This is a genomic window from Streptomyces sindenensis (genome assembly GCF_014649035.1).
Classification (GTDB): domain Bacteria; phylum Actinomycetota; class Actinomycetes; order Streptomycetales; family Streptomycetaceae; genus Streptomyces; species Streptomyces sindenensis.
The window spans coordinates 685,402-710,975 of sequence record NZ_BMSG01000001.1 but is presented as its reverse complement, the minus strand read 5'-3'; the positions used below and the strand labels follow the sequence as shown (position 1 = coordinate 710,975).

The 25,574-nt window shown below is 71.6% G+C and carries 23 protein-coding genes; 14 read left to right on the top strand and 9 right to left on the bottom strand.

What is annotated here, in order from left to right:
- Positions 1-135: 135 nt before the first annotated feature.
- The 9 genes from IE145_RS03220 to IE145_RS03180 all read right to left on the bottom strand — a co-directional run bounded on the left by IE145_RS03220 (position 136) and on the right by IE145_RS03180 (position 12,243).
- Positions 136-624 (bottom strand): hypothetical protein, encoded by a 489-nt coding sequence (locus tag IE145_RS03220; protein ID WP_189518527.1) that lies wholly within the window; start codon positions 622-624, stop codon positions 136-138.
- 19 nt (positions 625-643) lie between these two features.
- Positions 644-2,359, bottom strand: a complete 1,716-nt coding sequence (locus IE145_RS03215; RefSeq protein ID WP_373296557.1) for an FAD-dependent monooxygenase — start codon at positions 2,357-2,359, stop codon at positions 644-646.
- A gap of 71 nt (positions 2,360-2,430) precedes the next feature.
- Positions 2,431-3,402 (bottom strand): EamA family transporter RarD, encoded by a 972-nt coding sequence (rarD, locus tag IE145_RS03210; RefSeq protein ID WP_189518522.1) that lies wholly within the window; start codon positions 3,400-3,402, stop codon positions 2,431-2,433.
- 145 nt (positions 3,403-3,547) lie between these two features.
- Positions 3,548-4,408, bottom strand: coding sequence for an SDR family oxidoreductase (locus IE145_RS03205; protein ID WP_189518520.1), 861 nt, complete (start codon positions 4,406-4,408; stop codon positions 3,548-3,550).
- A 297-nt stretch (positions 4,409-4,705) separates the two neighbouring features.
- Positions 4,706-5,779 carry a 2-oxoacid:ferredoxin oxidoreductase subunit beta gene (locus tag IE145_RS03200; RefSeq protein WP_189518518.1) on the bottom strand — a complete coding sequence of 358 codons (1,074 nt, stop codon included), beginning with the start codon at positions 5,777-5,779 and terminating at the stop codon, positions 4,706-4,708.
- The gene (locus IE145_RS03195) at positions 5,772-7,736 is read right to left on the bottom strand and encodes a 2-oxoacid:acceptor oxidoreductase subunit alpha (protein ID WP_189518516.1); all 1,965 of its coding nucleotides are present in this window, start codon (positions 7,734-7,736) and stop codon (positions 5,772-5,774) included. The genes IE145_RS03200 and IE145_RS03195 overlap by 8 nt, the downstream gene beginning before the upstream one ends.
- Positions 7,737-8,095: 359 nt before the next feature.
- The gene (locus IE145_RS03190; RefSeq protein ID WP_010060860.1) at positions 8,096-8,755 is read right to left on the bottom strand and encodes a response regulator transcription factor; all 660 of its coding nucleotides are present in this window, start codon (positions 8,753-8,755) and stop codon (positions 8,096-8,098) included.
- 665 nt (positions 8,756-9,420) lie between these two features.
- Positions 9,421-10,782, bottom strand: coding sequence for a sensor histidine kinase (locus tag IE145_RS03185; protein ID WP_189518514.1), 1,362 nt, complete (start codon positions 10,780-10,782; stop codon positions 9,421-9,423).
- Between the two features lie 291 nt (positions 10,783-11,073).
- Positions 11,074-12,243 (bottom strand): sensor histidine kinase, encoded by a 1,170-nt coding sequence (locus IE145_RS03180; RefSeq protein ID WP_189518512.1) that lies wholly within the window; start codon positions 12,241-12,243, stop codon positions 11,074-11,076.
- A 198-nt stretch (positions 12,244-12,441) separates the two neighbouring features.
- On the opposite strand from IE145_RS03180, the gene IE145_RS03175 reads away from it, so the two are divergent.
- The 14 genes from IE145_RS03175 to IE145_RS03110 all read left to right on the top strand — a co-directional run bounded on the left by IE145_RS03175 (position 12,442) and on the right by IE145_RS03110 (position 25,565).
- On the top strand, positions 12,442-12,903 hold the full coding sequence (locus IE145_RS03175; protein WP_373296556.1) for an NADH-quinone oxidoreductase subunit A: 462 nt from the start codon (positions 12,442-12,444) through the stop codon (positions 12,901-12,903).
- Positions 12,894-13,592: an NADH-quinone oxidoreductase subunit B gene (locus IE145_RS03170; RefSeq protein WP_189518510.1), complete on the top strand. Its 699-nt coding sequence runs from the start codon at positions 12,894-12,896 to the stop codon at positions 13,590-13,592. Before IE145_RS03175 ends, IE145_RS03170 begins: the two co-directional genes overlap by 10 nt.
- A complete protein-coding gene (locus IE145_RS03165; RefSeq protein ID WP_189518508.1) occupies positions 13,589-15,073 on the top strand; it encodes an NADH-quinone oxidoreductase subunit C in 1,485 nt (494 codons plus the stop codon). Before IE145_RS03170 ends, IE145_RS03165 begins: the two co-directional genes overlap by 4 nt.
- Positions 15,070-16,038 (top strand): complex I subunit 1/NuoH family protein, encoded by a 969-nt coding sequence (locus IE145_RS03160; protein ID WP_189518506.1) that lies wholly within the window; start codon positions 15,070-15,072, stop codon positions 16,036-16,038. The genes IE145_RS03165 and IE145_RS03160 overlap by 4 nt, the downstream gene beginning before the upstream one ends.
- On the top strand, positions 16,038-16,652 hold the full coding sequence (locus tag IE145_RS03155; RefSeq protein ID WP_189518504.1) for a NuoI/complex I 23 kDa subunit family protein: 615 nt from the start codon (positions 16,038-16,040) through the stop codon (positions 16,650-16,652). The genes IE145_RS03160 and IE145_RS03155 overlap by 1 nt, the downstream gene beginning before the upstream one ends.
- A complete protein-coding gene (locus IE145_RS03150) occupies positions 16,652-17,326 on the top strand; it encodes an NADH-quinone oxidoreductase subunit J family protein (RefSeq protein ID WP_189518654.1) in 675 nt (224 codons plus the stop codon). The genes IE145_RS03155 and IE145_RS03150 overlap by 1 nt, the downstream gene beginning before the upstream one ends.
- Positions 17,326-17,757 carry an NADH-quinone oxidoreductase subunit NuoK gene (gene nuoK, locus IE145_RS03145; RefSeq protein ID WP_189518502.1) on the top strand — a complete coding sequence of 144 codons (432 nt, stop codon included), beginning with the start codon at positions 17,326-17,328 and terminating at the stop codon, positions 17,755-17,757. The genes IE145_RS03150 and nuoK overlap by 1 nt, the downstream gene beginning before the upstream one ends.
- Positions 17,754-19,754 (top strand): NADH-quinone oxidoreductase subunit 5 family protein, encoded by a 2,001-nt coding sequence (locus tag IE145_RS03140; RefSeq protein WP_189518500.1) that lies wholly within the window; start codon positions 17,754-17,756, stop codon positions 19,752-19,754. The genes nuoK and IE145_RS03140 overlap by 4 nt, the downstream gene beginning before the upstream one ends.
- Positions 19,751-21,493, top strand: coding sequence for a complex I subunit 4 family protein (locus IE145_RS03135; protein WP_189518498.1), 1,743 nt, complete (start codon positions 19,751-19,753; stop codon positions 21,491-21,493). The genes IE145_RS03140 and IE145_RS03135 overlap by 4 nt, the downstream gene beginning before the upstream one ends.
- A complete protein-coding gene (locus IE145_RS03130) occupies positions 21,490-23,121 on the top strand; it encodes an NADH-quinone oxidoreductase subunit N (RefSeq protein ID WP_189518496.1) in 1,632 nt (543 codons plus the stop codon). Before IE145_RS03135 ends, IE145_RS03130 begins: the two co-directional genes overlap by 4 nt.
- 113 nt (positions 23,122-23,234) lie before the next feature.
- Positions 23,235-23,693, top strand: a complete 459-nt coding sequence (locus IE145_RS03125) for an MscL family protein (protein ID WP_069736434.1) — start codon at positions 23,235-23,237, stop codon at positions 23,691-23,693.
- 257 nt (positions 23,694-23,950) lie between these two features.
- Positions 23,951-24,814 (top strand): zinc metalloprotease HtpX, encoded by an 864-nt coding sequence (htpX, locus tag IE145_RS03120; RefSeq protein WP_003967017.1) that lies wholly within the window; start codon positions 23,951-23,953, stop codon positions 24,812-24,814.
- On the top strand, positions 24,811-25,203 hold the full coding sequence (locus IE145_RS03115; RefSeq protein WP_189518494.1) for a YccF domain-containing protein: 393 nt from the start codon (positions 24,811-24,813) through the stop codon (positions 25,201-25,203). The genes htpX and IE145_RS03115 overlap by 4 nt, the downstream gene beginning before the upstream one ends.
- Positions 25,204-25,292: 89 nt before the next feature.
- Positions 25,293-25,565, top strand: coding sequence for a GlsB/YeaQ/YmgE family stress response membrane protein (locus IE145_RS03110; protein WP_006126852.1), 273 nt, complete (start codon positions 25,293-25,295; stop codon positions 25,563-25,565).
- Positions 25,566-25,574 lie beyond the last annotated feature (9 nt).

The following is a 25,574-nucleotide window of genomic DNA, read 5'->3' as shown; positions in this document are numbered from 1 at the left end:
TGAGGACTGACCTGGGCACTGGCCGGAGGACTGACCTCGGGACTGGCCTGGGCACTGACCTGAGGGCTCACCTGGGCACTGACCCGAGAGTGGCCTGAGAGCTGGCCTGAGAGCTGGCCTGGGGTGGCCTTCCGGCTATGCCCCGTCCGGGGGAGAGGTGGGGCGGGCGGGGCAGGCGGGGCACCTGTGCCCATCGATCGCGGCCAGCAGACGTGTCGCCGCCGCGCGTACGGTCCGATGAGGCGAGGCCGCCCTGTCGTCCGCGGCCAGCCGGACGGCCGTGCCGCGCCCCTCCGCCACCTCCTCGTGCGCGGCGCGCGTCCACGCCGGGTGCTCGGGGTTTCCGGCGGCCAGGATCGTGGACAGCAGGTCCAGCACGCCGGCCCGGTCCCGGACCGTGTCCGTCGCCGCCAGCTCCCAGAGGAACGGCACCGTCGCCGCCGTCGAGTCGAAGACGGGCGGGGTGCCGATCCACCGTTCCAGATCGTTCAGCGCCTCGTCCGAGGACGGCGCGTCGCCCCAGGCGATCCGCGACAGCACCCCGGGAACCTGGGACGCGGAGCCGTACGCATGCTGCAACTCGTGCCACCGCACGTTCCTCATGGCCCCCAGGACAGTCCCCATCCGGGCACTCAATCAGCCTTTACGGGCGGCGTCCACCGATGCCGGAGAACCGTTCCGAACCGTGGAGCCGGCGCAGATACGCGTGTACGGAGCGGGCGTCGTCCGCCGGGGCGCACAGGCCCAGGTGGTGGTCGGGGCGGACGACGACGATGCCCGTGCCCGTACCGCCGAAGGCTCCCGTTCCGTACGCCGCGGCCGCGTGGCCCTCGTCGTCGACGACCGCCGCTCCCGGGCCGGACCGCGTCCCGCTCTCGTACGACGCGTACACGCGGCAGGTCCGTACCCCGGCGTCGCCGTACGCGGCCGCCACTTCACGCAGGACCGCCGCGCTGCCCGGTCCGAAGCCGAGGACGGTGGTGCGGGGACCCGCGAAGACGCGGTGGAGCCGGGTGCGGGCCCCGGTGGCGGCGTCCACGCACGGGGCGTCCGGGGCCCGGTCCCCGGCCTGCGGGAAGTCCGGCAAGCCGTCCCCGGGCTGCGGGGCCTCGTCGTGCGCCCGGGCCAGGGAGCTCCAGCGGTACCCGACCCCCAGGCCGGTCGTGTCCGGGGTGATCGCCGCGTCCAGGCCGCCGCCGGGCCGGCGGATCGCCTCCAGGGTGGCCCGCAGCCGCTCCGAGGTGAGGTCCAGGGTCCGGGCCGCCACCGGAAGCCGTTCCTCCTCGTACGTGTCCAGCAGCTGTGCCCCCGCGTGGCCGGCGAGCACCAGGCCCAGCTTCCAGCCGAGGTTGAACGCGTCCTGGATGCCCGTGTTCATGCCGAGGCCGCCCGCGACGGCGTGGACGTGTGCCGCGTCGCCCGCGAGGAAGGCCCGCCCGGCGCGGAACCGGTCCGCCATCCGCACGTTGACCCGGTACGTCGACAGCAGCTCGGCCCGCGTCAGGGCGCGGCCGGACAGCGCGGTGTGGCGGGCGAGCAGCCGCCGGAACCCGTCGGCGGTGGGTGCGAGCGGGCGGCCCCGCCCGTCCCGCTCCGGCCCCGCCTGGAACCACCAGCCCGTCCGCGTACCGGGGATCGGGCAGAGCATGACCGCGCCGTCCTCGTCGAACCACTGATGCCAGCGGGTACGGTCCAGGGCGCCTTCGACGAGGTCGACATCGCCGCAGACCATCACCTGGTCCTCGGCGGTGGTTCCCTCGAACCCGATCCCGAGCAGCTTCCGTACGGAGCTGTGGGCGCCGTCGCACCCGACGACGTACCGGGCGCGTTCCGTCCGGCCCTCCGCGAACGTCACGTCGACCTGCTGCCCGTCGAACTGCCGCCCGTCGTCCTGCTGCCTGTCGGTTTCCTGCCCGTCGGTCTGCTGCCCGTCGATTTCCTGGTCGTGGGCCCGCTCCGCCAGGCCCACGACCTCGCGGCCCAGCTCGACGCGGACGCCGTACCCGGCCAGCCGGTCGCGGAGGATCTCCTCCAGCCGCCACTGGGCGATCAGCCGGCCCCGATCGTAGGGGGCGTCCGGGGACGGCGCGGAGTCCGCCCACGGATCGGTCTCCGCGACCGGGAGGCGGTCGCGGTACTTGAGCATCGGCAGCGGGGCCGAGCCCGCGGCGAGTACCTCCTCGGCCACCCCGAGGTCGTCCAGGATCTCCAGGGACCGGGCGTTGGGGCCCTTGGCACGCGAGGTGCGCGGTGGCGCGGGGGACCGGTCCACGATCCGTACGGCGGCCCCGCGCCGGGCCAGATCGCAGGCCAGCACCAGCCCGGTGGGTCCCGCTCCCACGATGAGTACGTCGGTCATGCGCATGTCTCTCCTCGGTCACGCTTCCGGCCGTCCATGACCAGAAAAACGTAACCGAGTAAGAAAAGCAACTAGGTAATCTTTTGTTCCGCGGAGTCCGGGGGCGCGGTCGCCGGGGCGGCGGCCGCCGTCGCCAGCAGCTCCGCCGCCAGCGCCCGGTTGCGCCGCGCGGTACGCAGGGCGTCCCAGGTCAGCAGTGACAGGGCGAGCCAGACGAGGGTGAACCCGGCCCACCGCTCGGGCGGCATCGCCTCGTGGAAGTAGAGGACGCCCAGGCCGAACTGGAAGACCGGGGCCAGGTACTGGAGGAGCCCCAGCGTGGACAGCGGCACCCGGATCGCCGCCGCGCCGAAGCAGATCAGCGGGAGGGCGGTGACGATGCCCGTCGCGGCGAGCAGGAACCCGTGCCCGGCGCCCCCGGCCGTGAACGTCGACTCGCCGGTGGCGCCCAGCCAGAGCAGGAAGCCGAGCGCGGGCACGAAGAGGACGGCGGTCTCGGCGGCCAGGGACTCCAGGCCGCCCATGTTCACCTTCTTCTTCACCAGGCCGTACGTGGCGAAGGAGAACGCCAGCACCAGCGAGACCCAGGGCGGCTTGCCGTACCCGATCGCCAGGACGAGCACGGCGGCCACGCTGATGGCCACCGCGGCCCACTGGGCGGGCCGCAGCCGTTCGCCCAGCAGCAGGACGCCCAGGGCGATGGTGACCAGCGGGTTGATGAAGTAGCCGAGCGAGGCCTCGACGACGTGCCCGTTGTTCACGGCCCAGATGTACAGGCCCCAGTTGACGGAGATCGTCGCCGCCGCCACCGATATCAGCCCCAGCTTGCGCCGGTCGCGGACCAGCTCGCCGACCCAGGCCCAGCGGCGGACGGCCAGCAGAGCGACGGCGACGACGCCGAGCGACCAGACCATCCGGTGGGCGAGGATCTCGATCGCCCCGGACGGTTCGAGCAGCGGCCAGAACAGCGGGACCAGGCCCCACATCCCGTACGCGCCGATTCCGTACAGCAGGCCCGCCCGCTGCTCGTTCTTGCCCTCCATGTGTGCCCTCCCGGCCTGCCCGCGCGCCGGCCGTGTCCGGCCGACGGCACGACGGTAGCGCCGGAAGGGCTTCGTGTCATAGCCGTCTCACGGAAACACTCATGACAGTGCCGCGTGGGTGGGTTCGTGAGAGGTGCGTCGCAGCTCAGGCGACGGAAAGAGCGGCCCGTACGGTCGCGGCGAGGGGCGTCGTCGGGCGGCCGATGAGCCGGGCGAGGTCGCCGCTCGTCCCCGCGAGCCGTCCGCGCCCGATCGCCTCGTCCACGTCGACGAGGATCGCCGCGAAGTCCTCCGGCAGCCCCGCGCCGACGAGGATCTCCTGGTGCGCGGCGGCCGGGACGTTGCGGTACGCGATCGTCTCGCCGGTCAGCTCGGAGAGCAGCGCGGCGTACTCGGCGAGCGACCAGGCGGTGTCGCCGCTCAGCTCGTAGGCGGTGTTCAGGTGGCCGTCGCCGGTGAGCACGGCGGCCGCGGCGGCGGCGTAGTCGGCCCGGGTGGCGGAGGCGATGCGGCCCTCGCCCGCGTTGGCGACGACCGCGCGGTGCTCCAGGACCGGGGTCAGGCCGGCGGTGTAGTTCTCCGTGTACCAGCCGTTGCGCAGGAAGGTGTACGGCAGCCCGGAGTCGAGGATCAGCCGCTCGGTGGCCTTGTGCTCGTCGGCCAGCGTGAAGTCCGCGTCCGGTCCGCCGAGGATCCCGGTGTACGCGAGCTGGGCGACGCCCGCCGCCTTGGCCGCGTCGATGACGGCGGCGTGCTGCGCCACCCGCTGGCCCACCTCGCTGCCGGAGATCAGCAGCACCCGGTCACCGGAGCGGAAGGCTCCGGCGAGGGTCTCGGGGGCGCTGTAGTCCGCGATGCGCAGCTCCACGCCCCGGGCGGCGAGTGCGGCGGCCTTCTCCTTGTCGCGCACGGCCGCGACGACCTCGTCGGCCGGGACCGTGGTCAGCAGGGCGTCGACGACGAGGCGGCCGAGTGCGCCAGTGGCTCCGGTGACAACGATGCTCATGGGGGGCTCCGATTTCGATCAGCTGATGCGTCTGTGTGCTCGTACACCACCCTAGGGGAAGCGCTAACTTTTTGAAAGTGTCAGTTCGGGTGCTGGGAGCGACGCGCGATGCATCGGCTGCGCGGTGCAGGCAGCCGCGCGGTGCACACGGCTACGCGATGCATTCGGCCGCGCGGTGCATACGGCGAGGCCCGGGCCCGATCCTGCGGGGATCGGGCCCGGGCCTCGGGCGCGCTTGGGTGCTCGTCCTGCTCGTCCTGCTTGTCCTGCCTGTCCTGCTTGCCTGTCCTGCCTGCCTCAGCCGATGACTGTCCAGGTGTCGTTGCCCGCGAGGAGCGAGGCCAGGTCACCCTTGCCGTCGCGCTCGACGGCGGCGTCCAGCTGGTCCGACATCAGCGTGTCGTAGACCGGCCGCTCCACGCTGCGCAGCACCCCGATCGGGGTGTGGTGCAGGGTGTCCGCGTCGGCGAGCCGGGACAGTGCGAACGCCGTCGTGGGCGATTCCGCGTGGGCGTCGTGGACGAGGACCTGCGAGCGGTTCTCCTCCGTGACGGCCACGACCTGGAGATCGCCGGTGGCCGGATCGCGGACGACGCCCTTGGGCTCCTGGGAACCGAAGAGGATCGGCTGCCCGTGTTCGAGCCGGATGACGGCCTCGGCGGCCTGCTCCTTGTCCTTCAGGACCTCGAAAGCACCGTCGTTGAAGATGTTGCAGTTCTGGTAGATCTCCACCAGTGCCGTACCCGAGTGCTCGGCGGCCGCGCGCAGCACGCTCGTGAGGTGCTTGCGGTCGGAGTCGACCGTCCGCGCCACGAACGTCGCCTCCGCGCCGATGGCCAGCGACACCGGGTTGAAGGGCGCGTCGAGCGAGCCCATCGGCGTCGACTTGGTGATCTTGCCCAGCTCGGATGTGGGGCTGTACTGGCCCTTCGTCAGTCCGTAGATCCGGTTGTTGAAGAGCAGGATCTTGAGGTTGACGTTGCGGCGCAAGGCGTGGATGAGGTGGTTGCCGCCGATGGAGAGCGCGTCGCCGTCACCGGTGACCACCCACACCGACAGGTCCCGGCGGGAGGTGGCGAGCCCGGTCGCGATGGACGGGGCCCGGCCGTGGATGGAGTGCATCCCGTAGGTGTTCATGTAGTACGGGAAACGGGAGGAGCAGCCGATGCCGGAGACGAAGGCGATGTTCTCCTTCGCCAGCCCCAGCTCGGGCATGAAGCCCTGGACGGCGGCGAGAACCGCGTAGTCGCCGCAGCCGGGGCACCAGCGCACTTCCTGGTCCGACTTGAAGTCCTTCATGGACTGCTTCGCCTCGGCCTTCGGCACCAGCTGCAGCAGCTCGTTGTGCCGCAGTTCGTCGGTGTCAGGCATCGATGGCCTCCTTGAGAGCCGTGGCGAGCTGCTCGGCCTTGAACGGCATTCCGTTGACCTGGTTGTAGCTGTGGGCGTCCACCAGATACTTCGCCCGCAGCAGCATCGCGAGCTGCCCGAGGTTCATCTCCGGCACGACGACCTTGTCGTAGCGCTTCAGTACCTCGCCGAGATTCTTCGGGAAGGGGTTGAGATGGCGCAGATGGGCCTGGGCGATGGGCGCCCCCGCGGCGCGCAGACGGCGTACGGCGGCGGTGATCGGCCCGTACGTCGACCCCCAGCCGAGCACCAGCGTCGCCGCCCCGGCCGGGTCGTCGACATCGAGATCGGCAACCTCGATGCCGTCGATCTTGGCCTGGCGCGTGCGGACCATGAAGTCGTGGTTGGCCGGGTCGTAGGAGATGTTGCCGGTGCCGTCCTGCTTCTCGATCCCGCCGATGCGGTGCTCCAGGCCGGCCGTCCCGGGGACCGCCCAGGGGCGGGCCAGGGTCTGCGGGTCGCGCTTGTAGGGCCAGAAGACCTCGGTGCCGTCGGCCAGGGTGTGGTTCGGCCCGGTGGCGAACGGCGTCTTGAGGTCGGGCAACGCGTCCGTCTCCGGGATGCGCCAGGGCTCGGAGCCGTTGGCCAGATAGCCGTCGGAGAGCAGGAAGACCGGCGTCCGGTACGTCAGGGCGATCCGGGCCGCGTCGATCGCGGCGTCGAAGCAGTCCGCCGGGGTCCGTGGGGCCACGATCGGAACCGGGGCCTCGCCGTTCCTGCCGTACATCGCCTGGAGCAGGTCGGCCTGCTCGGTCTTGGTCGGCAGTCCGGTCGACGGACCGCCGCGCTGGATGTCGATGATCAGCAGCGGCAGCTCCAGGGAGACCGCGAGCCCGATCGTCTCCGACTTCAGCGCCACGCCGGGACCCGAGGTCGTGGTCACACCCAGGGCTCCGCCGAACGCGGCTCCCAGCGCCGCCCCGATGCCGGCGATCTCGTCCTCGGCCTGGAAGGTCCGGACACCGAAGTTCTTGTGCCGGGAGAGCTCGTGCAGGATGTCCGAGGCGGGGGTGATCGGATACGAGCCCAGGTAGAGCGGCAGATCCGCCAGCTGCCCGGCGGCGATCAGGCCGTAGGACAGGGCGAGGTTCCCCGAGATGTTGCGGTAGGTGCCGGTGGGGAAGGCCTGCGAGGCCGGGGCGACCTCGTAGGAGACCGCGAAGTCCTCGGTCGTCTCGCCGAAATTCCACCCGGCCCGGAAGGCCGCCACATTCGCCTCGGCGATCTCCGGCTTCTTCGCGAACTTGGCCCGCAGGAACGCCTCCGTCCCCTCCGTCGGCCGGTGGTACATCCACGACAGCAGCCCGAGCGCGAACATGTTCTTGGACCGCTCGGCCTCCTTGCGGGGGAGTCCGAACTCCTTCAGCGCCTCCAGCGTCAGCGTCGTCAGCGGAACCGGATGGACGTTGTAGGCCTCCAGCGAACCGTCCTCCAGCGGACTGGTCGCATACCCCACCTTCGCCATCGGTCGCTTCGTGAACTCATCGGTGTTCACAATGATTTCCGCGCCGCGCGGTACGTCGGCGATGTTCGCCTTCAACGCGGCGGGATTCATCGCGACCAGGACGTTGGGGGCGTCGCCCGGAGTCAGAATGTCGTGATCGGCAAAGTGGAGCTGAAAGGAAGAGACCCCCGGCAGCGTGCCGGCAGGGGCCCGGATCTCCGCCGGGAAGTTCGGCAGGGTGGAGAGATCGTTGCCGAAGGAAGCGGTCTCCGACGTGAACCGGTCGCCCGTGAGCTGCATGCCGTCACCCGAGTCGCCCGCGAAGCGGATGATCACCCGGTCCAGGCGGCGGACTTCCTTCCCGTCGCCGCCCGTCGTTCCCGTCGTACCTGACAGGGGGGCTCGCTGGCCCCCGAGGACGGCGTCGTTGGCCTCATCGGCCTTCTCTGCCGCGCTACTGACCTGGCTCGTCACTGAACTGGACCTCCCTTGGGGCGGCGGTTCGGAACCGTCCGGCGGCCGGCGGATCCCAGAGACCACCCTACGTCCGCGTAGGTCGCCCTCCAGGGGCTGATCATATGGTGGACCCTGTTTCGAGACACCCTTTTAGTAAGGCTTGTCACGTTTTGCCAGCCCCCGATCGTGGGATGCGGATCCCTGCCCCCTGGGTCTTTCGCCCTAGGCCCCCTTTGATCAGAGGTGCCCGTCGGCTGTCCGCCGGACACCCCGACCGGGTGGCGCCCTGAGGCGTCCCGGGGCGCTCCGGGGTGTCGCGGCGTATTCCTTCGCGCTCCATATCTGACATGGTGTCAGATTTTTGGAGGCTTGAGGGATCAGGAATTCAGATAGGTCAGCACGGCGAGGACGCGCCGGTGGTCCCCGTCGCTGGGCGAGAGCCCCAGCTTCAGAAAGATGTTGCTGACGTGCTTCTCGACCGCCCCGTCGCTCACCACGAGCTGCCGGGCGATGGCGGAGTTCGTCCGGCCCTCGGCCATCAGACCGAGGACCTCCCGCTCGCGCGGCGTCAGCCCGGCCAGCACGTCCTGCTTGCGGCTGCGGCCCAGCAGCTGCGCCACCACTTCCGGGTCCAGCGCCGTCCCGCCCTGCGCCACCCGGACGACCGCGTCCACGAACTCGCGGACCTCGGCCACCCGGTCCTTCAGCAGATACCCCACCCCGCGGCTGCTCCCCGCCAGCAGCTCCGTGGCGTACTGCTCCTCCACGTACTGGGAGAGGACCAGCACCCCGATGCCCGGGTAGTCCTTCCGCAACCGCACCGCCGCGCGCACCCCCTCGTCGGTGTGCGTCGGGGGCATCCGCACATCGGCGACCACTACATCGGGAAGCGCCTGCTCCGCGTCGAGCTCCGCCACGGTCTTGAGCAGCGCCTCCGCGTCCCCGACCCCCGCGACCACGTCGTGCCCGAGATCGGTGAGCAGCCGGGTGAGCCCCTCCCGGAGCAGAACCGAATCCTCGGCGATGACCACGCGCACCCTGTTCTCCACGTTCTCCACGACTGCGAGTCCCCCACTTTTCGAATATGCCGCGTTCCCCGCGACCCCGCACGCCCCGCGCCCGACCACTGCGCGCCACGCCCCGACCGGTCCAGCATCCCAGGACCCGGACACGGATGGGGGGCCTGTGGATAACCCGCCCGGACCAGGGAGGGGAGGGGCGGGGGACGGCAGGGCAGGAAACGGGCGGGGGTGGCGGTGCGGCAAGCGGGAAAGCGGAGCCTTCCTGGGCGGGGAAGCGGCGCGTCCCCGGTCGGGATGGCGGGGCGTCCCTGGGTGGGGTGGCGGGGCGTCCCTGGGTGGGGTGGCGGGGCGCCCCTGGGCGGGGGAAGGGCCGGCCCCGGTGGGGTGGCGGGACGTCCCTGGGTGGGGGAAGGGCCGGCCCCGGTGGGGAGAGGGGCCGGCCCGGATGGGGGTGGGAGAGAGGTCGTCGGCCCGGATGAGGGGGAGAGGGGCCCCGCCCCGCCGAGGAGGGGGGAGAGTGAGGTCCGTCCTCAGCCCCGCCCGTCATCCGGGCCGACGGGGGTGGGCGCCGTCCGTTAGCCCCGCCGGTCATCCCGGCCGACGGGGGTGGGCGACGTCCGTTCGAGGCGGCCTCGCCCACCAGTGGCTCCGCCGGGCCCCGTTCGGCCGGCGCGTCCGGGTCAGCCTCGCCAGGGGAGCTCGGCCGTTATCGTTGTCGGGCCGCCGGTCGGGGAGTCGACCACCAGGACCCCGTCCACGGCGTCCAGCCGCTCCGCCAGCCCGGCCAGGCCGCCGCCCGCGGCCGCTGTCGCCCCACCCCGGCCGTTGTCCGTGACCTGGAGCATCAGCCGGTCCCCCGCCCGCCACACATCGACCGTGGCCCGGGTCGCCCGGGCGTGCTTGCTGATGTTCTGGAGCAACTCCGAGACGGTGAAATACGCGATCCCCTCGATCGCCTGCGCCGGACGCGAGTCCAGGTCCACCTCGACGCTCACGGGCACGGTGCAGCGGGAGGCGATGGCGGAGAGTGCGGCGTCCAGGCCCCGGTCGGTGAGGACGGCGGGGTGGATCCCCCGGGCCAGGTCGCGCAGCTCCTGCAATGCCACCTTCACCTCGCCATGCGCCTCGTCGACCATACGGGCCGCGGCCTCGGGGTCATCGGTGAGCTTCTCCTTCGCCAGCCCCAGATCCATGGCGAGGGCGACCAGGCGGGCCTGGGCGCCGTCGTGCAGGTCGCGTTCGATGCGGCGCAGGTCGGCGGCGGCGGTGTCCACCACCACACCCCGGTCCGACTCCAGCTCGGAGACCCGGGTGGCCAGCCGGGACGGCCCGAGCAGGCCGGTGACCATCAGCCGGTCCACCGTCAGCAGACCCCGCACTACCCAGGGCGCCGCCATCACCAGCACCAGGCCCACCGCTCCGGTCGCCGCCAGCTCCAGGGGCGTGTTCAGGTACTCCGCGTGGGTGCGGTCCCCGTACACCTGGATGCCGTCCTGCCCGGCGAACAGCGGGAAGAGCCAGAACCACAGCGGGTACGTCAGCCCCGCCAGACCGTACGTCCAGAACGTGATCGCGACGACGAACGTGAACACGGCCCACGGGAAGTGCAGCAGCGTGTACAGCAGGTGCCGCCAGGACACCCCGCTCTTGAGGATCGCGCCCATCCAGGACATCGGGCCGCCGGTCTTCCCCCGCACCCGCTCCGGATCCGCCACCTCCACCCGCAGCAGCGCCCGCGCCCGGTGCCGCTCCAGCGACCCGAAGCCCCGGCACACGGCGAGGCCGACGGCGAGGATCGGTATCCCGATGAAGGTGACCATCAGGCCCGCGCTCAACGACGTCATGGTGACCGCGAAGGTGAACATCACCGTGCTGAGCGGGAAGCTCAGCAGCGCGTACAGGAGCTCGCTCCAGGCACGGGCCTCCAGCGGGGCACGCAGCGGCGTGGGGAGGAAGTGCTTCGTCCGGGTCTTCCCTCCGAGGCCGGGGGCGGAACCCTCGTGCTCCCGGTCCCGCGTGTCCGGTCCGTATGCCGTGGCCATGAGTCCCGTCCGTTCCGTCTCTGTCTCAGTCTCTCAGTGGGCTGTGCTCGTGGGTTGTGCTCGTGGGTTGTGCTTGTGGGCTGTGCTCGTGCGTTGTGCTGTGGGCTGTGTTTGTGGAGTGCGCTTGTGGAGTGTGCCCGTGGGTTGTACGCGCGGTGCGCGCCACCGGGGTGCCGGAGCCGGAGACGGCCCGTCGGCACGGACCGGTTCTCCGCCGTTCTCCCTCCAGGGTGCTGGCCGGCGGCCTTCCGCACCATGAGGACTCTCTCCGTATCCGACCGGGGGTTTTCCCTACCTCCGGTCGCGCCAGGGCAGCTCGGCGGTGACGGTCGTCGGCCCGCCTTCGGGCGAGTCCAGGACGAGCACCCCGTCCACCGCGTCGAGCCGCTCGGCGAGCCCCGCCAGCCCCGAGCCGCCGTCCAACCGGGCCCCGCCCCCGCCGTCGTCCGTGACCTGGAGCAACAGCCGGTCCGCCGAACGCCACACGTCGACGGAGGCCGACCGCGCACCGCTGTGCTTGCTGATGTTCTGGAGCAGTTCCGAGACGGTGAAATACGCGATCCCCTCGATCGCCTCCGCCGGACGCCCCTGAAACCCCACCGACACCTTGACCGGGACCGTGCAGCGGGAGGCGATGGCAGAGAGTGCGGCGTCCAGGCCCCGGTCGGTGAGGACCGCGGGGTGGATTCCGCGGGCCAGGTCGCGCAGCTCCTGCAGTGCGACCTTGATTTCGCCGTGGGCCTCGTCGACCATGAGGGCCGCGGCCTCGGGGTCGTCGGCGAGCTTCTCCTTCGCCAGGCCGAGCCCCATGGCGAGGGCGACCAGGCGGGCCTGGGCGCCGTCGTGCAGGTCGCGTTCGATGCGGCGCAGGTCGGCGGCGGCGGTGTCCACCACCACACCCCGGTCCGACTCCAGCTCCGCGATGCGCCGCTCCAGCTCGTCCGACGGAGACAGCAGCCCGCGCACCATCGCCCGGTCCACCGCCGTCAGCCCCCGCGCGATGAACGGCAGGACCGGCCACAGGACGAACAGGCTCACCAGCGTCACCCCGAACGTCAGCACCCCCCACGGCAGTCGTATGAAGCCGTACAGCAACGCCCGCCAGCCCACCGGGTCCTTCAGCCCCGCCCACAGCCGGACGAAGAACCCCTCGCCCCGGTGGCCGCGCCCCAGCGGACTCGGCTCCTCCACCCGCACGCCGAGCATCCGTCGCGCCCGCCGCCGCTCCAGCCCGCCCAGCAGCCGGGCCCCCTGGAGCCCGCCGACCAGCAGCGGCAGACCGATCACGGTGACGGACAGCCCGGCGCCCACGCTGATCACAGCAACCGTGTAGACGAACCCGACGACGGCCACCGGCAGATTGGCGAGCAGATACGCGATCTCCCGCCAGGTCCATCGGTCCAGGGCGAATCGGGCGGGCGGCAACCGGTCGGGGTCCGGCAGGGAAGGGCTCATGGTCATACCCACAGCCTGCCGGGCCGTACGCACGCACACCATGGGGCTCGTGGGTGGGGACGAAGTAGGGATAACCCCACCCGATGTCCGACGCGGCTGCTTACGCTCCGTTTAGCAGGCCCTAGACTCCCGTGCGTACAGAACCCGTGTGTACAGAACGGGCACGCGGGACGGATGCGGACGACGAGGGAGCGAGGGGCGGACGTGGCCGACGTTACGGACGTGACCGGCGTGGCGGACGCAGCGGGCACGACCGGGGTGTCCGGCGTTCCGGTGGACGGAACCACCGCGCTCGCCTCCGAGTACTTCCAGAGCTATTCGGTCATCGGCCTGCTCGCCCTGGTCGGCGTCCTGTTCGTCGCCGTGGCCTTCGGGGCCGGGCGGCTGCTGCGCCCCATCGTGCCCACCCCGGAGAAGCTCCTCACCTACGAATGCGGCGTCGACCCGGTCGGCGAGGGCTGGGCGCACACCCAGGTGCGCTACTACGTCTACGCCTTCCTGTACGTGATCTTCGCGGTCGACTCCATCTTCCTGTTCCCGTGGGCCACGGTGTTCGCGGCACCGGGATACGGCGCTACGACCCTGGTCGAAATGTTCATCTTCCTCGGCTTCCTGGCCGTGGGACTGCTCTACGCATGGAAGAAGGGCGTCCTCGCATGGGCCTGACGAGCCGGCCGACCCCCACGTCGCAGCAGCCCGCGTCCCCGCCCGCCGCCGATCCGGTCCTCCTTCCCGAGCCCAAGCGCCTCGGCGTGCTCTCCCGGCTCGCACCGGAGCCGATGAAGGTCGTCCTCAACTGGGGCCGCCGCTACAGCCTCTGGGTCTTCAACTTCGGACTCGCCTGCTGCGCCATCGAGTTCATCGCCGCCTCCATGGCACGCCACGACTTCATCCGGCTCGGCGTGATCCCGTTCGCCCCCGGGCCCCGTCAGGCCGACCTCATGATCGTGTCCGGCACGGTGACGGACAAGATGGCCCCGGCCGTGAAGCGGCTGTACGAGCAGATGCCCGAACCGAAGTACGTCATCTCCTTCGGCGCCTGCTCCAACTGCGGCGGCCCGTACTGGGACTCGTACTCGGTGACCAAGGGTGTCGACCAGATCATCCCCGTCGATGTGTACGTACCGGGCTGCCCGCCCAGGCCCGAGGCGCTGCTCCAGGGCATCCTCAAGCTGCAGGAGAAGATCGCGCGCGAATCCCTCGCCGAGCGGTACGCCTCCGGGGGGACGGGTGGCGGTCCGTCCACCGAGGCCCTGCGCAGCGGCCTCGTCGCCGCGCCGACAGCGGCCCCGACAGCGGATCCGGCAGCGGCCCCGACAGCGGCTTCGGAACCGGACGAGGAGGGGCGGCGATGAGCGATCGCAACCAGCACGCGGAATCCCCGGCTCCGGCCGGAGCCGGAGCCGGGGCCGAGGCCTACGACCGGCTGCCGGACGCGGTCACCGACGTGTTCGGCGACGAGGCCACGGCGGAGTCGGCGTACGACCTGCTGACCGTCGACGTCCCCGCCGCCGACTGGCTCGCCGCGCTGCGGACCGCCCGCGACGAACTCGGGTGTACCTACTTCGACTGGCTCAGCGCCGTGGACGAACCGGGCGTCGGCTTCCGTGTCTGCGCCCATGTCGCGGCCCTGGGCACGGGTACGGTGCGGCGGCTGATGGTCCGTACGACCGTGCCGCACGACGCGGCCGTGCTGCCCAGCGCCATCGGCGTGTACGCGGGCGCGGCCTGGCACGAGCGCGAGACGCACGAGATGTTCGGCGTCGCGTTCGACGGCCACCCCCATCTCGTACCGCTCCTCCTGCCGGAAGGCTTCGAAGGTCATCCGCTGCGCAAGGACTTCGTCCTGGCCGCGCGCGTCGCCAAGGCCTGGCCCGGGGCGAAGGAACCGGGGGAGCCGGCGGAGGGCCACACCGGGCCCAAGCGACGGGCGATGCTCCCGCCCGGCGTTCCCGACCCGAACGAATGGGGCCCCCTGAAGGGCCAGCTCCCCCCGGCCGCCGCACGCCCGGCCCGCGCCGCCCGCCCCGCGGCCGACCGCCCGCCCCGCCGCACCCGCACGGCGGGCGAGGGCTCGGCGGCCCAACGTGCCGCGACGCCGGACCCCGGTGCGGAAGCCCCCGCGCCGCCCGGAACCGAAGCCCCCACGGCTGTCGGCGCGCCGGCCCCCGCCCCCACGACACCGAAGCCCCCCGCGACACCGGAGGCGTCCACGTCCCCTGAGGCGCCCGAGGCAACGGGGGCCGCAGGGGCGCCGGTGCCACCCGCGGGGGCCCGCCCGCGCCGTTCCCGCTCGGCGTCGCAGGGCTCCGCCAGCCAGCAGCGGCCCGCCGATGATCCTGCGGAGACCCCGCCCGCCCCGGCACGCCGTTCCCGCTCGGCTTCGGAGGGCTCGGCCAGTCAGCGCCCGGAGCCGGACGGGCCGGGAGCCACCTCCGCTCGGCCCGCACGCCGTTCCCGGTCGGCCTCCGAAGGCTCGGCAAGCCAGCGTCCCGAGCCGGGCGATTCGCCCGCGCCCCCGACATCCGGACCGCGCCGTTCCCGTTCCGCCTCCGAAGGCTCGGCAAGCCGGCGTTCGGCGTCGGGCGCGCCCGAGGGCCCGCCGTCGCGTCCGCCTCGGGTGCGCAGCACGGACGCCCCGTGGCACGACGCCCAACCGGCCTTCGACGAACCCGAGAGCCCGGAGCCCGGTTCCCCGGACGTGCCTCTGCCGGACAAACAACCCCCCGCAGACAGCTCCGCCCCAGACAACCCCGCTCCAGACAGCTCCGCCCCAGACCACCCCGCCCCAGACAGCTCCGCCCCAGACCACCCCGCCGGAGGCGATCCCGAGTGAACGACGTGTTCGACGTCGCCCTCCGCCTGGCCATCGTCTTCGCCGTGTTCCTGGTCGCCCCCCTCCTCGTGGGCCAGACGGAACACAAGGTCATGGCCCACATGCAGGGCCGCCTGGGCCCCATGTACGCAGGCGGCTTCCACGGCTGGGCCCAGCTCGTCGCGGACGGCGTGAAGTTCGCGCAGAAGGAGGACGTGGTCCCGGCCGCCGCCGACCGCCGCGTCTTCCAGCTCGCCCCCGCCGTCGCCCTCCTCCCGTACCTCCTCGTCCTCGCCGTCATCCCCGTCGGCCCCGGCGACGGAGCGGTCGGCCAGGTCGTCGACGCGGGCATCTTCTTCGTGCTCGCCGTCATGGGCATCGGCGTCCTCGGCTCGCTGATGGCGGGCTGGGCGTCCGCCAACAAGTTCTCGCTGCTCGGCGGCCTCCGCACCGCCGCGCAGCTCCTCTCCTACGAGCTGCCGATGCTCCTGGCCGCCGCCTCCGTGGCCATGGCGGCCGGTACGGTCTCGCTCACCGGCATCCTCGACGCCTTCGCGTGGTGGTGGCTGCCCTGGCAGATCGTCGGCGCCCTGGTCTTCTTCGTGGCCGGCCTCGCCGAACTCCAGCGGCCTCCGTTCGACATGCCGGTGGCCGACTCCGAGATCATCTTCGGCGCGTACACCGAGTACACCGGTCTGCGCTTCGCCCTGTTCCTCCTCGCCGAGTACGCGGGCATCGTCATCCTGTGCGCCCTGACCACCGTCCTCTTCCTCGGCGGCTGGCACGGCCCGTTCGGCGCCGACGGACTCGGCTGGCTCTGGACCCTCCTCAAGACCGCCCTCCTCGCGTTCGTCGTCATCTGGCTGCGCGTCAGCTACCCGCGCCTGCGTGAGGACCAGTTGCAGAAGCTCGCCTGGACCACCCTCGTCCCGCTCGCCCTCGCGCAGATCGCGCTCACCGGCATCGTGAAGGTGGCGATCAACTGATGCCCCCGATCCCCGGATCCGGCCTGGCCAAGGGCCTTGCCGTCACCCTGCGCACGATGACGAAGAAGACCGTCACCGCGCAGTACCCGGACACCCAGCCCGAACTCCCGCCCCGCTCCCGCGGCGTCATCGGGCTGTTCGAGGAGAACTGCACGGTCTGCATGCTCTGCGCCCGTGAGTGCCCCGACTGGTGCATCTACATCGACTCCCACAAGGAGACGTCGCCCCCCGCCGCCCCCGGCGGCCGTGAGCGCAGCCGGAACGTCCTCGACCGTTTCGCCATCGATTTCTCCCTCTGCATGTACTGCGGTATCTGCATCGAGGTGTGCCCCTTCGACGCGCTGTTCTGGTCACCCGAGTTCGAGTACGCGGAGACGGACATCCACGAGCTCACCCACGAGCGCGACAAGCTCCGCGAGTGGATGTGGACCGTGCCGGAGCCGCCCGCTCTCGACCCCGCCGCCGAGGAGCCGAAGGAGATCGCCGCAGCCCGCAAGGCCGCGGACAAGCTCGCCGCCCAGCGCGCCAAGGAGCAGCAGGAGCAACAGCGACAGCAGCCGGAGGAGCAGCCGGAAGAGCAGGGCGAGAAGGGCGAGAAGGGCGGAAACCCGTGATGCTGTACACCGCCCCGCCGCTGGTCGCCTCCGCCGCGGGCGACCATCCCGGCTTCCTCTCCCCGTCCGGCGTCGAGATCGCGTTCCTCCTCGTCGGCCTCGTCACCCTCGGCGCCGCCGTCATCACCGTCACCACCAGACAACTGGTGCACGCCGCGCTCTGGCTCGTCGTCGCGCTCGGCGGGCTGGCCGTCGAGTACCTCCTGCTCACCGCGGAGTTCATCGCCTGGGTCCAGGTACTGATCTACGTCGGTTCCATCGTCGTCCTCCTCCTCTTCGGCCTGATGCTCACCCGGGCTCCCATCGGCCGCTCCCCGGACGCCGACTCGGACAACCGGTGGGTGGCCCTCGGTGTGGCCCTCGCCTCGGCAGCCGCCCTCGTCTGGGTCGTCGTGGACGCCTTCCGTACGACCTGGATCGACCTCGACGGACCGGCCCAGGGCTCCACCCGGGTCACCGGCGCCTTCCTGTTCCGGAACTGGGTCCTCCCCTTCGAGGCGCTCTCCGTCCTGCTGCTCGCCGCGCTCGTCGGCGCGATCGTCCTCTCCCGCAAACGCGACACTGACACGGACACGGGAACGGCCACGGATGCGGGCACGGACACCCCGCCCCGCCCCGCCCCGACCGGCACACCGGGCACCACCGACCGCCCCGGCAAGGGGGAGAAGCGCTGATGCACCTCGCCTATCCCGCCGTACTCGCCGCTCTCCTCTTCTGCGTCGGCCTCTACGGCGTCCTCGCCCGGCGCAACGCGATCCTGGTCCTGATGTCCGTCGAGCTCATGCTCAACGCCGTCAACCTCAACCTCGTCGCCTTCGACGTCTGGCTCCGCGACACCCTCCACTCCGGCCAGGCCCTCACGCTCTTCACCATCGCCATCGCCGCCGCCGAGATCGGCATCGGCCTCGCGATCGTCCTGGCCGTCTACCGCAACCGGGGCACCTCCGACATCGACCGGCTCCGCGACACCGCCGAGACCGACGAGGCCGAAACGCTCCCCGACACTGCGGAGTCCGACACCGCGGGGACCAGCGACGCGGCGACGGCCCCCGGCCGGACGGACGGCACAACAGGAAAGACCAAGAAGGCAGAGGCCACCACGTGACCACCACGACCCTCGCCGCCCTCGTCCCCCTCCTTCCATTCCTCGGCGCCCTCGGCGGGCTCGCCGTCGGCCGCACCGCCCCCGGCTTCGTCCGCCCGCTGGCGATCCTCCCGACCCTCACGGCGGCCGTCCTCGCCGTGCTGGTCGCCGTCCGCCAGGGCGGCGGCCGGGCCATCGACGCCGCGACCCAGCTGACGCCCACCGGCTCCGTCCCGATCGATCTGGCGCTGCACCTCGACGGTTTCGCCGTGCTGGTCGCCGTCCTCGTCACCGTCGTCGCCACCTGCGTACAGCTCTACTCCACGGCCTACCTCCGCGACGACGCCCGCTACCCCTCCTACGCGGCCCTCGTATCCCTCTTCACCTCCGCGATGCTCCTCGTCGTCTACTCCGGCGACCTGATGGTGCTCCTGGTCGGCTGGGAGATCATGGGCATCTGCTCGTACTTCCTCGTCGGCCACTACTGGGAGACGCCCGAGGCCCGGGCCGCCTCCCTCAAGGCCTTCCTGGTCACCAAGCTCGGCGATGTCCCCTTCCTGATCGGCCTGTTCGCGCTCGCCGCCGACACCGGCAGCTTCCGGATCACCAAGATCCTGGCCGCCGTCGCCCACGGCGGGCTGGAGCACCCCACCCTCATCGCCCTGCTGCTTCTCGCGGGCGTCGCGGGCAAGTCGGCGCAGTTCCCCCTGCACACCTGGCTGCCCGACGCCATGGCCGGCCCCACCCCCGTCTCCGCGCTCATCCACGCGGCGACGATGGTCGCCGCCGGCATCTACTTCGTGGCCCGGCTGCTGCCCGTCTTCGCGGCCTCCGGCGCGGCGCTCGTCGTCCTCGCCGTGATGGCCGCCGTGACGATGATCGGGTCCGGGCTCGCTGCCCTCGCCCAGGACGACATCAAACGCGTCCTCGCCTATTCGACGATCGGACAACTCGGCTACATGTCCGGCGCCCTCGCCGTCGGCGACCGGGGCGCGGCCGTCTTCCACCTCATCTCGCACGGTGCGTTCAAAGCCGTCCTCTTCCTCGCCGCGGGCGTCGTCATCCACGCCGCGGGCACCAACTCGCTCGCCGCCATGTCCCGGATGAGCGGGCTCGCCCGCCGTATCCCGGACGCCTACTGGACGATGACCGTCGCCCTCCTCGCGCTCGCCGCCATCCCGCCGTTCGCCGGCTTCTTCTCCAAGGAAGCCGTCCTCGTCGCCGCCGAGCACACCGCGCTGGGGGACCGGGCCGTCGCCCCGGCCGCCGCGGGCTGGACGATCCTGATCGCCGGGCTCCTCGCCGCCGTCCTCACCGCCTCCTACGCCGTACGCCTCTGGCTCCTCGCCTTCCGCGGCCGCGGGGCCGAAGTCCCCGACCACGGCAAGCAGCCCCTCGCCATGACCTCCGTCCTGTGGATCCTGGCCGTCCCCACCATCGGCTTCGGTCTCACCGCGGGCATGCTCGGCGACTGGTTCGACGGGCACGCCCTCACGCCGTCCCTCACCACCGCCGTCCTCGCCACCGGCGTCACGCTCGTCGGCGGCCTCGTCACCTACGGAGCCTGGCGGCACACCACCGCCCTCGCCGCCCGCACCCCCATCGGGGCCGTGGCCGCCCATCCGGGCGCCGAACCCGCTCTCGTCGAAGCCGAGGCCATGACGTCCCACACCGCCGTCTACGGCACCATCGCGGACGCCCCCGACCCGGCCGACCCCGGCAGACTCCTCCTGGGTCCGCTGCACCGCCACGCGGTCACCGGCTTCCACCTCGACGCCCTGTACACGGCGCTGTTCGTCCGGCCCGTCCGGGCAGCCGCCCGCCTCGTCCGCTTCCTGGACCGGGAGGTCGTCGACACCTACGTCAACGGGACGGGCGCCGTCACCCGCCTCCTCGGCACCGCCGTCCGCCGGGCCCAGACCGGCAACGTGCAGACCTACGTCAGCGCCCTGCTCGCCGGGTCCCTCGCCCTGGCGATCGCCGCCGTCGTCTTCGCCAACGTCAACGCGGGGTCGTGACCGTGATCGATATCAGCCCGTCCGTGATGCAGTTCCTTCTGGCGTTCATCGTCGTCGCCCCGCTCCTCGGCGCCCTCGCGGCCCTGCTCCCCGCCCCGCCCGGGCTCAAGGGGAAGAACCCCGACCAGGCCGTGCTCCGCCACGGCGTGACCGTCACCGGCGCCGTCCTCGTCGCCGCGATCGTCCTGGCCACCGGCTTCGACCACGACCACCCCGCCAAAATGCAGGCGACCACCGACATCAGCTGGATCCCGGCGCTCGACGTCCGCATCCACCTCGGCATCGACGGCATCTCGCTCCCCCTCCTGGTCCTGACCGCGCTGCTGACCTTCCTCTGCGCGCTGTACAGCTACTTCAAGCTGCCCGCGGGCCCCTCACCGAAGGCGTTCGTCGCCCTCGTCCTCGTCCTGGAGTCCGGCACCCTCGCCACCTTCGCCGTCCTCGACCTGCTGCTCTTCTTCCTCGCCTTCGAGATGGTCCTCATCCCGATGTACTTCCTCATCGCTCGCTGGGGCGGCGACCAACGGCAGGCGGCCGCCTGGAAGTTCATCCTCTACACGCTGCTCGGCTCGGTCGTCATGCTGCTCGGCCTCCTCCTCATCGGGCTGAAGAGCGGCACCTTCGACATGGTGGCACTCGCCACTGACAACGGCCGCGGCCTCACCACATCCGTGCAGGTCATCGCCGTACTCGCGATCGGTCTCGGGCTCGCCGTGAAGACCCCGATGTGGCCCCTGCACAGCTGGCTGCCCGACGCCCACACCGCCGCCCCGACCGTCGGGTCCGTCCTCCTCGCGGGCGTCCTGCTGAAGATGGGAACGTACGGATTCGTCCGGATCCTGCTCCCTATCGCCCCGGACGGTATGCGCACCTTCGCGCCCTACCTCGCCGCGTTCGCCGTCGTCGGCATCGTCTACGGATCCCTCGCCTGCCTGGCCCTGGCCCGTACCGGCGCCAAGGGCGACCTCAAGCGGCTCATCGCGTACTCGTCCGTCGGCCACATGGGCTTCGTCCTGCTCGGCATCGCCACCATGACCCCCACCGGAGTCAACGGCGCGCTCTTCGCCAACATCGCCCACGGCCTCATCACCGGCCTGCTGTTCTTCCTGGTCGGCGCCGTCAAGGACCGCTACGGCACCGCCGACCTCGACACCCTCGCCGGAGCGACCGGAGCCGCCCTCTACGGCCGGGCCCCCCGCCTCGGCGCGCTGCTCGCGTTCGCCGCCATCGCCTCGCTCGGCCTGCCCGGACTCGCCGGATTCTGGGGCGAGATGCTCACCCTGTTCGGCGCGTACAGCCCCGCGGAAGGCCTCAGCCGCCCCGCGTTCCGCACCTTCATGGCCGTCGGGGCGTTCGGCACCCTGCTCACCGCCGCGTACATGCTCATCGTCGTCCGCCGCGTCTGCATGGGCGAGCACGCGCCCCGCTCCCGGCTGTCGCCCGACGACCGGGCCCAGCAGCCGCCCACCGGCCCGCAGCCGCCCACCGGCCCGCAGCCGCCCACCAGCCCGCAGCCGCCCACCGGCCCGGAGCCGTCCGGAACCGCCGGCCCGGAGCCGTCCGGAACCGCCGGCCCCCGAACGGCGACCACCCCGCAGCTCGCCGACATCCACCCGTACGAAGCCGCCGCCTGGACCCCGCTCGCCGCGCTCACCATCGTCGCCGGCCTCTGGCCCGCCGTCCTCCTCGGCCTCACCGACCCCGCCGTGCAGCAGCTTCTCGCAGGAGGCAAGTCGTGACCGCGGACCTCAGCACCACCGCCGCAAGCCTCGTCGCGCAGGCCCCGGACACCGCGGCCCCCGGCGCCCGCACCGCTGCCGGAAGCCTCCTCGCGGCCGACGTCCCCAGCGTCGTCCAGTCCGTCGACTGGCTCGCCATCGCACCTCCCACGCTCACCGCGCTGGCCGCCCTGGTCGTCCTCGTGGCCGACCTGTTCCTCCCGGCCCACCGCAAACGCCTCCTCGGTTACGCCACCCTCACCGGGCTCGCCGCCGCCCTGGCGTTCCTGATCCCCCTGCGGTCCGGTGACCGGTCCACCTTCTGCGTCACCACCGGCACCCAGGCGTGCAGTTACACCGCCGACCACTTCACCGTCGTCATCCAGGCCCTCGTCCTCGGCGGCGCGTTCCTCACCGTCCTGCTCTCGCTCGACGACACCCGCAGGCTGCCTGCCGGGGAGTACTGGTTCCTGCTCCTGGCCTCCGCCTCGGGAGCGGCCCTGCTGCCCGCCTCCCGGGATCTCGCCACCCTCGTCGTCGCCCTCGAAGTCGCCTCGCTGCCCGCGTTCGCGCTCGTCGGCATCAAGCGCGGGGACCGGCGCTCCTCCGAGGCGGCGCTGAAGTTCTTCCTCTCCTCCGTCGTCGCCACCGCCGTCATGCTGCTCGGCGTCAGCTTCGTGTACGCGACCACCGGGACCCTGCACCTCACCGAGATCGCGGCCCGTCTCGACGACGTGCCCCCGGTCCTCGACACCCTCGCCAAGACCGGAGTGGCCCTCACACTCGTCGGCTTCGCCTTCAAGACGGCCGCCGCGCCCTTCCACTTCTGGGTCCCCGACACCTACGTGGGCGCGCCGCTCCCGATCGCCGCCTATCTCTCCGTGGTGGGGAAGGCCGTAGGGTTTTCGGGCCTCATTCTGGTGACCGTCATCGCGTTCCCCTCCCACGCGGACGTCTGGGGGCCCGCTCTCGCCGTCCTGGCCGCGATCACCATGACCGCCGGCAACGTCGCGGCCCTCCGCCAGAACGCCACCCGCGCCCGCAGCGCCGTCCGCCTCCTCGCCTGGTCCTCCGTCGCCCAGGCCGGCTACCTCCTGGTCCCGATCGCCGCCGCCGCGTACTCCAGCGACGAACAGATCGGCTCCACCGTGGCGTACGCCCTCATGTACGCGGTGGTGAACCTCGGCGCGTTCGCGGTCGCCGCCCTCGTCGCTTGTACGCACCCCGGCAACCGGCTCTCCGACTACCGGGGCCTGTACGCCACCCGGCCCCTCGCGGCGCTGGCCCTCGGGTTCTTCCTGCTCTGCCTGGCCGGACTGCCGCCCGGCATCATCGGGCTCTTCGCGAAGGTCACCGTCTTCTCGGCGGCGGTCGACGCGGGTCTCGGCTGGCTCGCCGTCGTCATGGCCGTCAACGTCGTCATCGCCCTCTACTACTACCTTCAGTGGACCGCGATCCTCTTCCGCGCGCCGGACGGAGCCCCGGAAAGGACCGGGCCGGACACCGCTCCCCCCACCTCCGCCCCAGCCCGCCGATTCCGCGCGCCCACCCCGCTCACCACGGCGATCGTCCTCACATCCGCTGCCGGAATCCTGCTTTCCGGGGCCCCGCAGACCGTCCTGCGCTTCGCCGCCGTCAACCTCTTCTGAGCACTCCCGACCCGCAGGGCCGGTTTGCCCACGGCGTCCGCCGCAGGGCATGGTCTTGGCTGCATACGTCACGTATTCGGCGTGTACACGCCGGGGAAAACGAGGAGAGAGCAGTGCTGAACGGGTTCAAGGACTTCATCCTGCGCGGGAACGTCATCTCGATGGCGATCGGTCTGGCCGTCGGCGCCGCCTTCACCGCCGTCGTGACCGGCTTCAGCAACGCCTTCATCACCCCGCTGATCGGCCTCGCCACCCGCGGCACCGGCGACTTCAGCAAGGCCCACTACACGGTCGACGGAGTCGACTTCCCCTACGGCCTCTTCGTCAGCGCCGCCATCGCCTTCCTGATCACCGCCGCGGTCCTCTACTTCTGCGTCGTGGTCCCCATGGCCAAGGTGCAGGACCGCTTCGCGAAGCAGGAGGCCGTCGACATCAAGGCCGCCCTCCGCGACTGCCCGCGCTGCTTCAGCGCGATCCCCGCCGTCGCCTCCCGCTGCGGCCACTGCACCAGCGAGGTCGAGCCCGACCCCGAGGCCCTCTCCCTCGCCAAGCTCCCGGCACAGCAGCACTGACCGCCCAGCGGTACCGCCCCACCGGGGCGCCCCGCGCCATCAGGACGGCCCGCCGCCACCCGTACGGCCCAGCGTCACTCCGTACGGGGCCGGGGGCCCGACCGGCGCGAACACGCGGCACAGCCTCCGCCCTCCGGCCGCACGCACAAGGGAACTAGCTCCTCTCGCCTGGCGTTGACCAGTACAGGAGGCTCCACTGGGGAGTGGAGCACCACCATGCAAAGGGTTCCCCTGCTGCACCACTTGGAGGGCGTACCGTGCACCGCCGGCACAACGGGCTCAAGACCGCCGTACTCCTCGGGGGACTGTCCGCACTCATCATCGTCATCGGCAGCTTCTTCGGACGTACGGGACTCATCGTCGCGCTCCTGGTCGCCGTCGGCACCAACGCGTACGCGTACTGGAACAGCGACAAGCTGGCCCTGCGGGCCATGCGCGCCCGCCCCGTCAGCGAATTCGAGGCGCCGCAGCTCTACCGCATCGTGCGGGAGCTCTCCACGGCCGCCCGTCAGCCCATGCCGCGTCTCTACATCTCCCCGACCCAGGCGCCCAACGCCTTCGCCACCGGGCGCAATCCGCGCAACGCCGCCGTCTGCTGCACCGAGGGCATCCTCCAGATCCTCGACGAACGCGAACTGCGCGGCGTCCTCGGCCACGAGCTGAGCCATGTCTACAACCGGGACATCCTCATCTCGTCCGTCGCCGGAGCCCTCGCCTCCGTCGTGATGTTCCTGGTCAACTTCGCCTGGCTCATCCCGGTGGGCCGCTCCAACGACGACGAGGGGCCCGGCCTCCTCGGCATGCTCCTGATCATGATCCTGGGGCCGCTCGCCGCCTCCGTCATCCAGCTCGCCGTGAGCCGCTCCCGGGAGTACGAGGCCGACGCTTCCGGGGCCCAGCTCACCGGGGACCCACTGGCGCTCGCCAGCGCCCTGCGTAAGCTCGACGCCGGAACCAAACAGCTCCCGCTGCCGCCCGAGCCCAGGATCGAGACCGCGAGTCACATGATGATCGCGAACCCCTTCCGGCCCGGTCAGGGGATGGCGAAAATGTTCTCGACGCACCCTCCGATGGCGGAGCGCATCGCCCGACTCGAACAGATGGCAGGTCATCGCCCGTGAAAACCATCCTGAACATCATCTGGCTGATTCTCTGCGGATTCTGGATGTTCCTCGGCTACCTGCTCGCGGGCGTCCTGCTCTGCATCACCATCATCGGCATCCCCTTCGGGGTGGCCGCCTTCCGGATCGGCGTCTACGCCCTCTGGCCGTTCGGCCACACCGTCGTCGACCGCCGGGACGCGGGCTCGCCTTCCTGCGTGGGCAACGTCCTCTGGCTGGTCCTCGCCGGCTGGTGGCTCGCCCTCGGCCACATCACCACCGGCATCGCGCTGTGCATCACGATCATCGGGATCCCCCTGGGCATCGCCAACTTCAAGCTGATCCCGGTCTCCCTCATGCCCTTCGGCAAGGAGATCGTCGCCACGAACCAGCCCTTCGCCACCCGCTGACCGGTCGAGTCCGGCGGACTCCCGAGCAACCGAACACCTGCCCGGCGCGTCCTGGATATCAGGACGAAACAAGGGGTAGGTGCAGCGACATGGGCATCATCAGTTGGATCATTCTCGGCCTGCTCGCCGGACTCATAGCCAAGATCCTCCTCCCGGGGCGCGACCCGGGAGGCATCATCGGTACCACCCTCATCGGCATCGCCGGGGCCTTCGTCGGCGGCTGGCTCTCCAGCCAGTTCCTCGACCGCCCCATCAGTAACGACTTCTACGACACCGCGACCTGGATCGCCGCCATCGCCGGCTCTCTGGTCCTGCTGATCGCCTACCGGCTGCTGTTCGGCCACTCCCGCGACCGCCGCTGACCGGGGGCG

Coding starts and splice junctions, on each gene's coding strand:
- IE145_RS03200 (WP_189518518.1), bottom strand. CDS start 5,779: ATGCCTGACACCGACGAACTGCGGCACAACGAGCTGCTGCAGCTGGTG.
- IE145_RS03110 (WP_006126852.1), top strand. CDS start 25,293: ATGGGCATCATCAGTTGGATCATTCTCGGCCTGCTCGCCGGACTCATA.
- IE145_RS03150 (WP_189518654.1), top strand. CDS start 16,652: ATGCTGTACACCGCCCCGCCGCTGGTCGCCTCCGCCGCGGGCGACCAT.
- IE145_RS03155 (WP_189518504.1), top strand. CDS start 16,038: ATGCCCCCGATCCCCGGATCCGGCCTGGCCAAGGGCCTTGCCGTCACC.
- rarD (WP_189518522.1), bottom strand. CDS start 3,402: ATGGAGGGCAAGAACGAGCAGCGGGCGGGCCTGCTGTACGGAATCGGC.
- IE145_RS03220 (WP_189518527.1), bottom strand. CDS start 624: ATGGGGACTGTCCTGGGGGCCATGAGGAACGTGCGGTGGCACGAGTTG.
- IE145_RS03205 (WP_189518520.1), bottom strand. CDS start 4,408: ATGAGCATCGTTGTCACCGGAGCCACTGGCGCACTCGGCCGCCTCGTC.
- IE145_RS03180 (WP_189518512.1), bottom strand. CDS start 12,243: ATGACCATGAGCCCTTCCCTGCCGGACCCCGACCGGTTGCCGCCCGCC.
- IE145_RS03215 (WP_373296557.1), bottom strand. CDS start 2,359: ATGACCGACGTACTCATCGTGGGAGCGGGACCCACCGGGCTGGTGCTG.
- nuoK (WP_189518502.1), top strand. CDS start 17,326: ATGCACCTCGCCTATCCCGCCGTACTCGCCGCTCTCCTCTTCTGCGTC.
- IE145_RS03170 (WP_189518510.1), top strand. CDS start 12,894: ATGGGCCTGACGAGCCGGCCGACCCCCACGTCGCAGCAGCCCGCGTCC.
- IE145_RS03185 (WP_189518514.1), bottom strand. CDS start 10,782: ATGGCCACGGCATACGGACCGGACACGCGGGACCGGGAGCACGAGGGT.
- IE145_RS03165 (WP_189518508.1), top strand. CDS start 13,589: ATGAGCGATCGCAACCAGCACGCGGAATCCCCGGCTCCGGCCGGAGCC.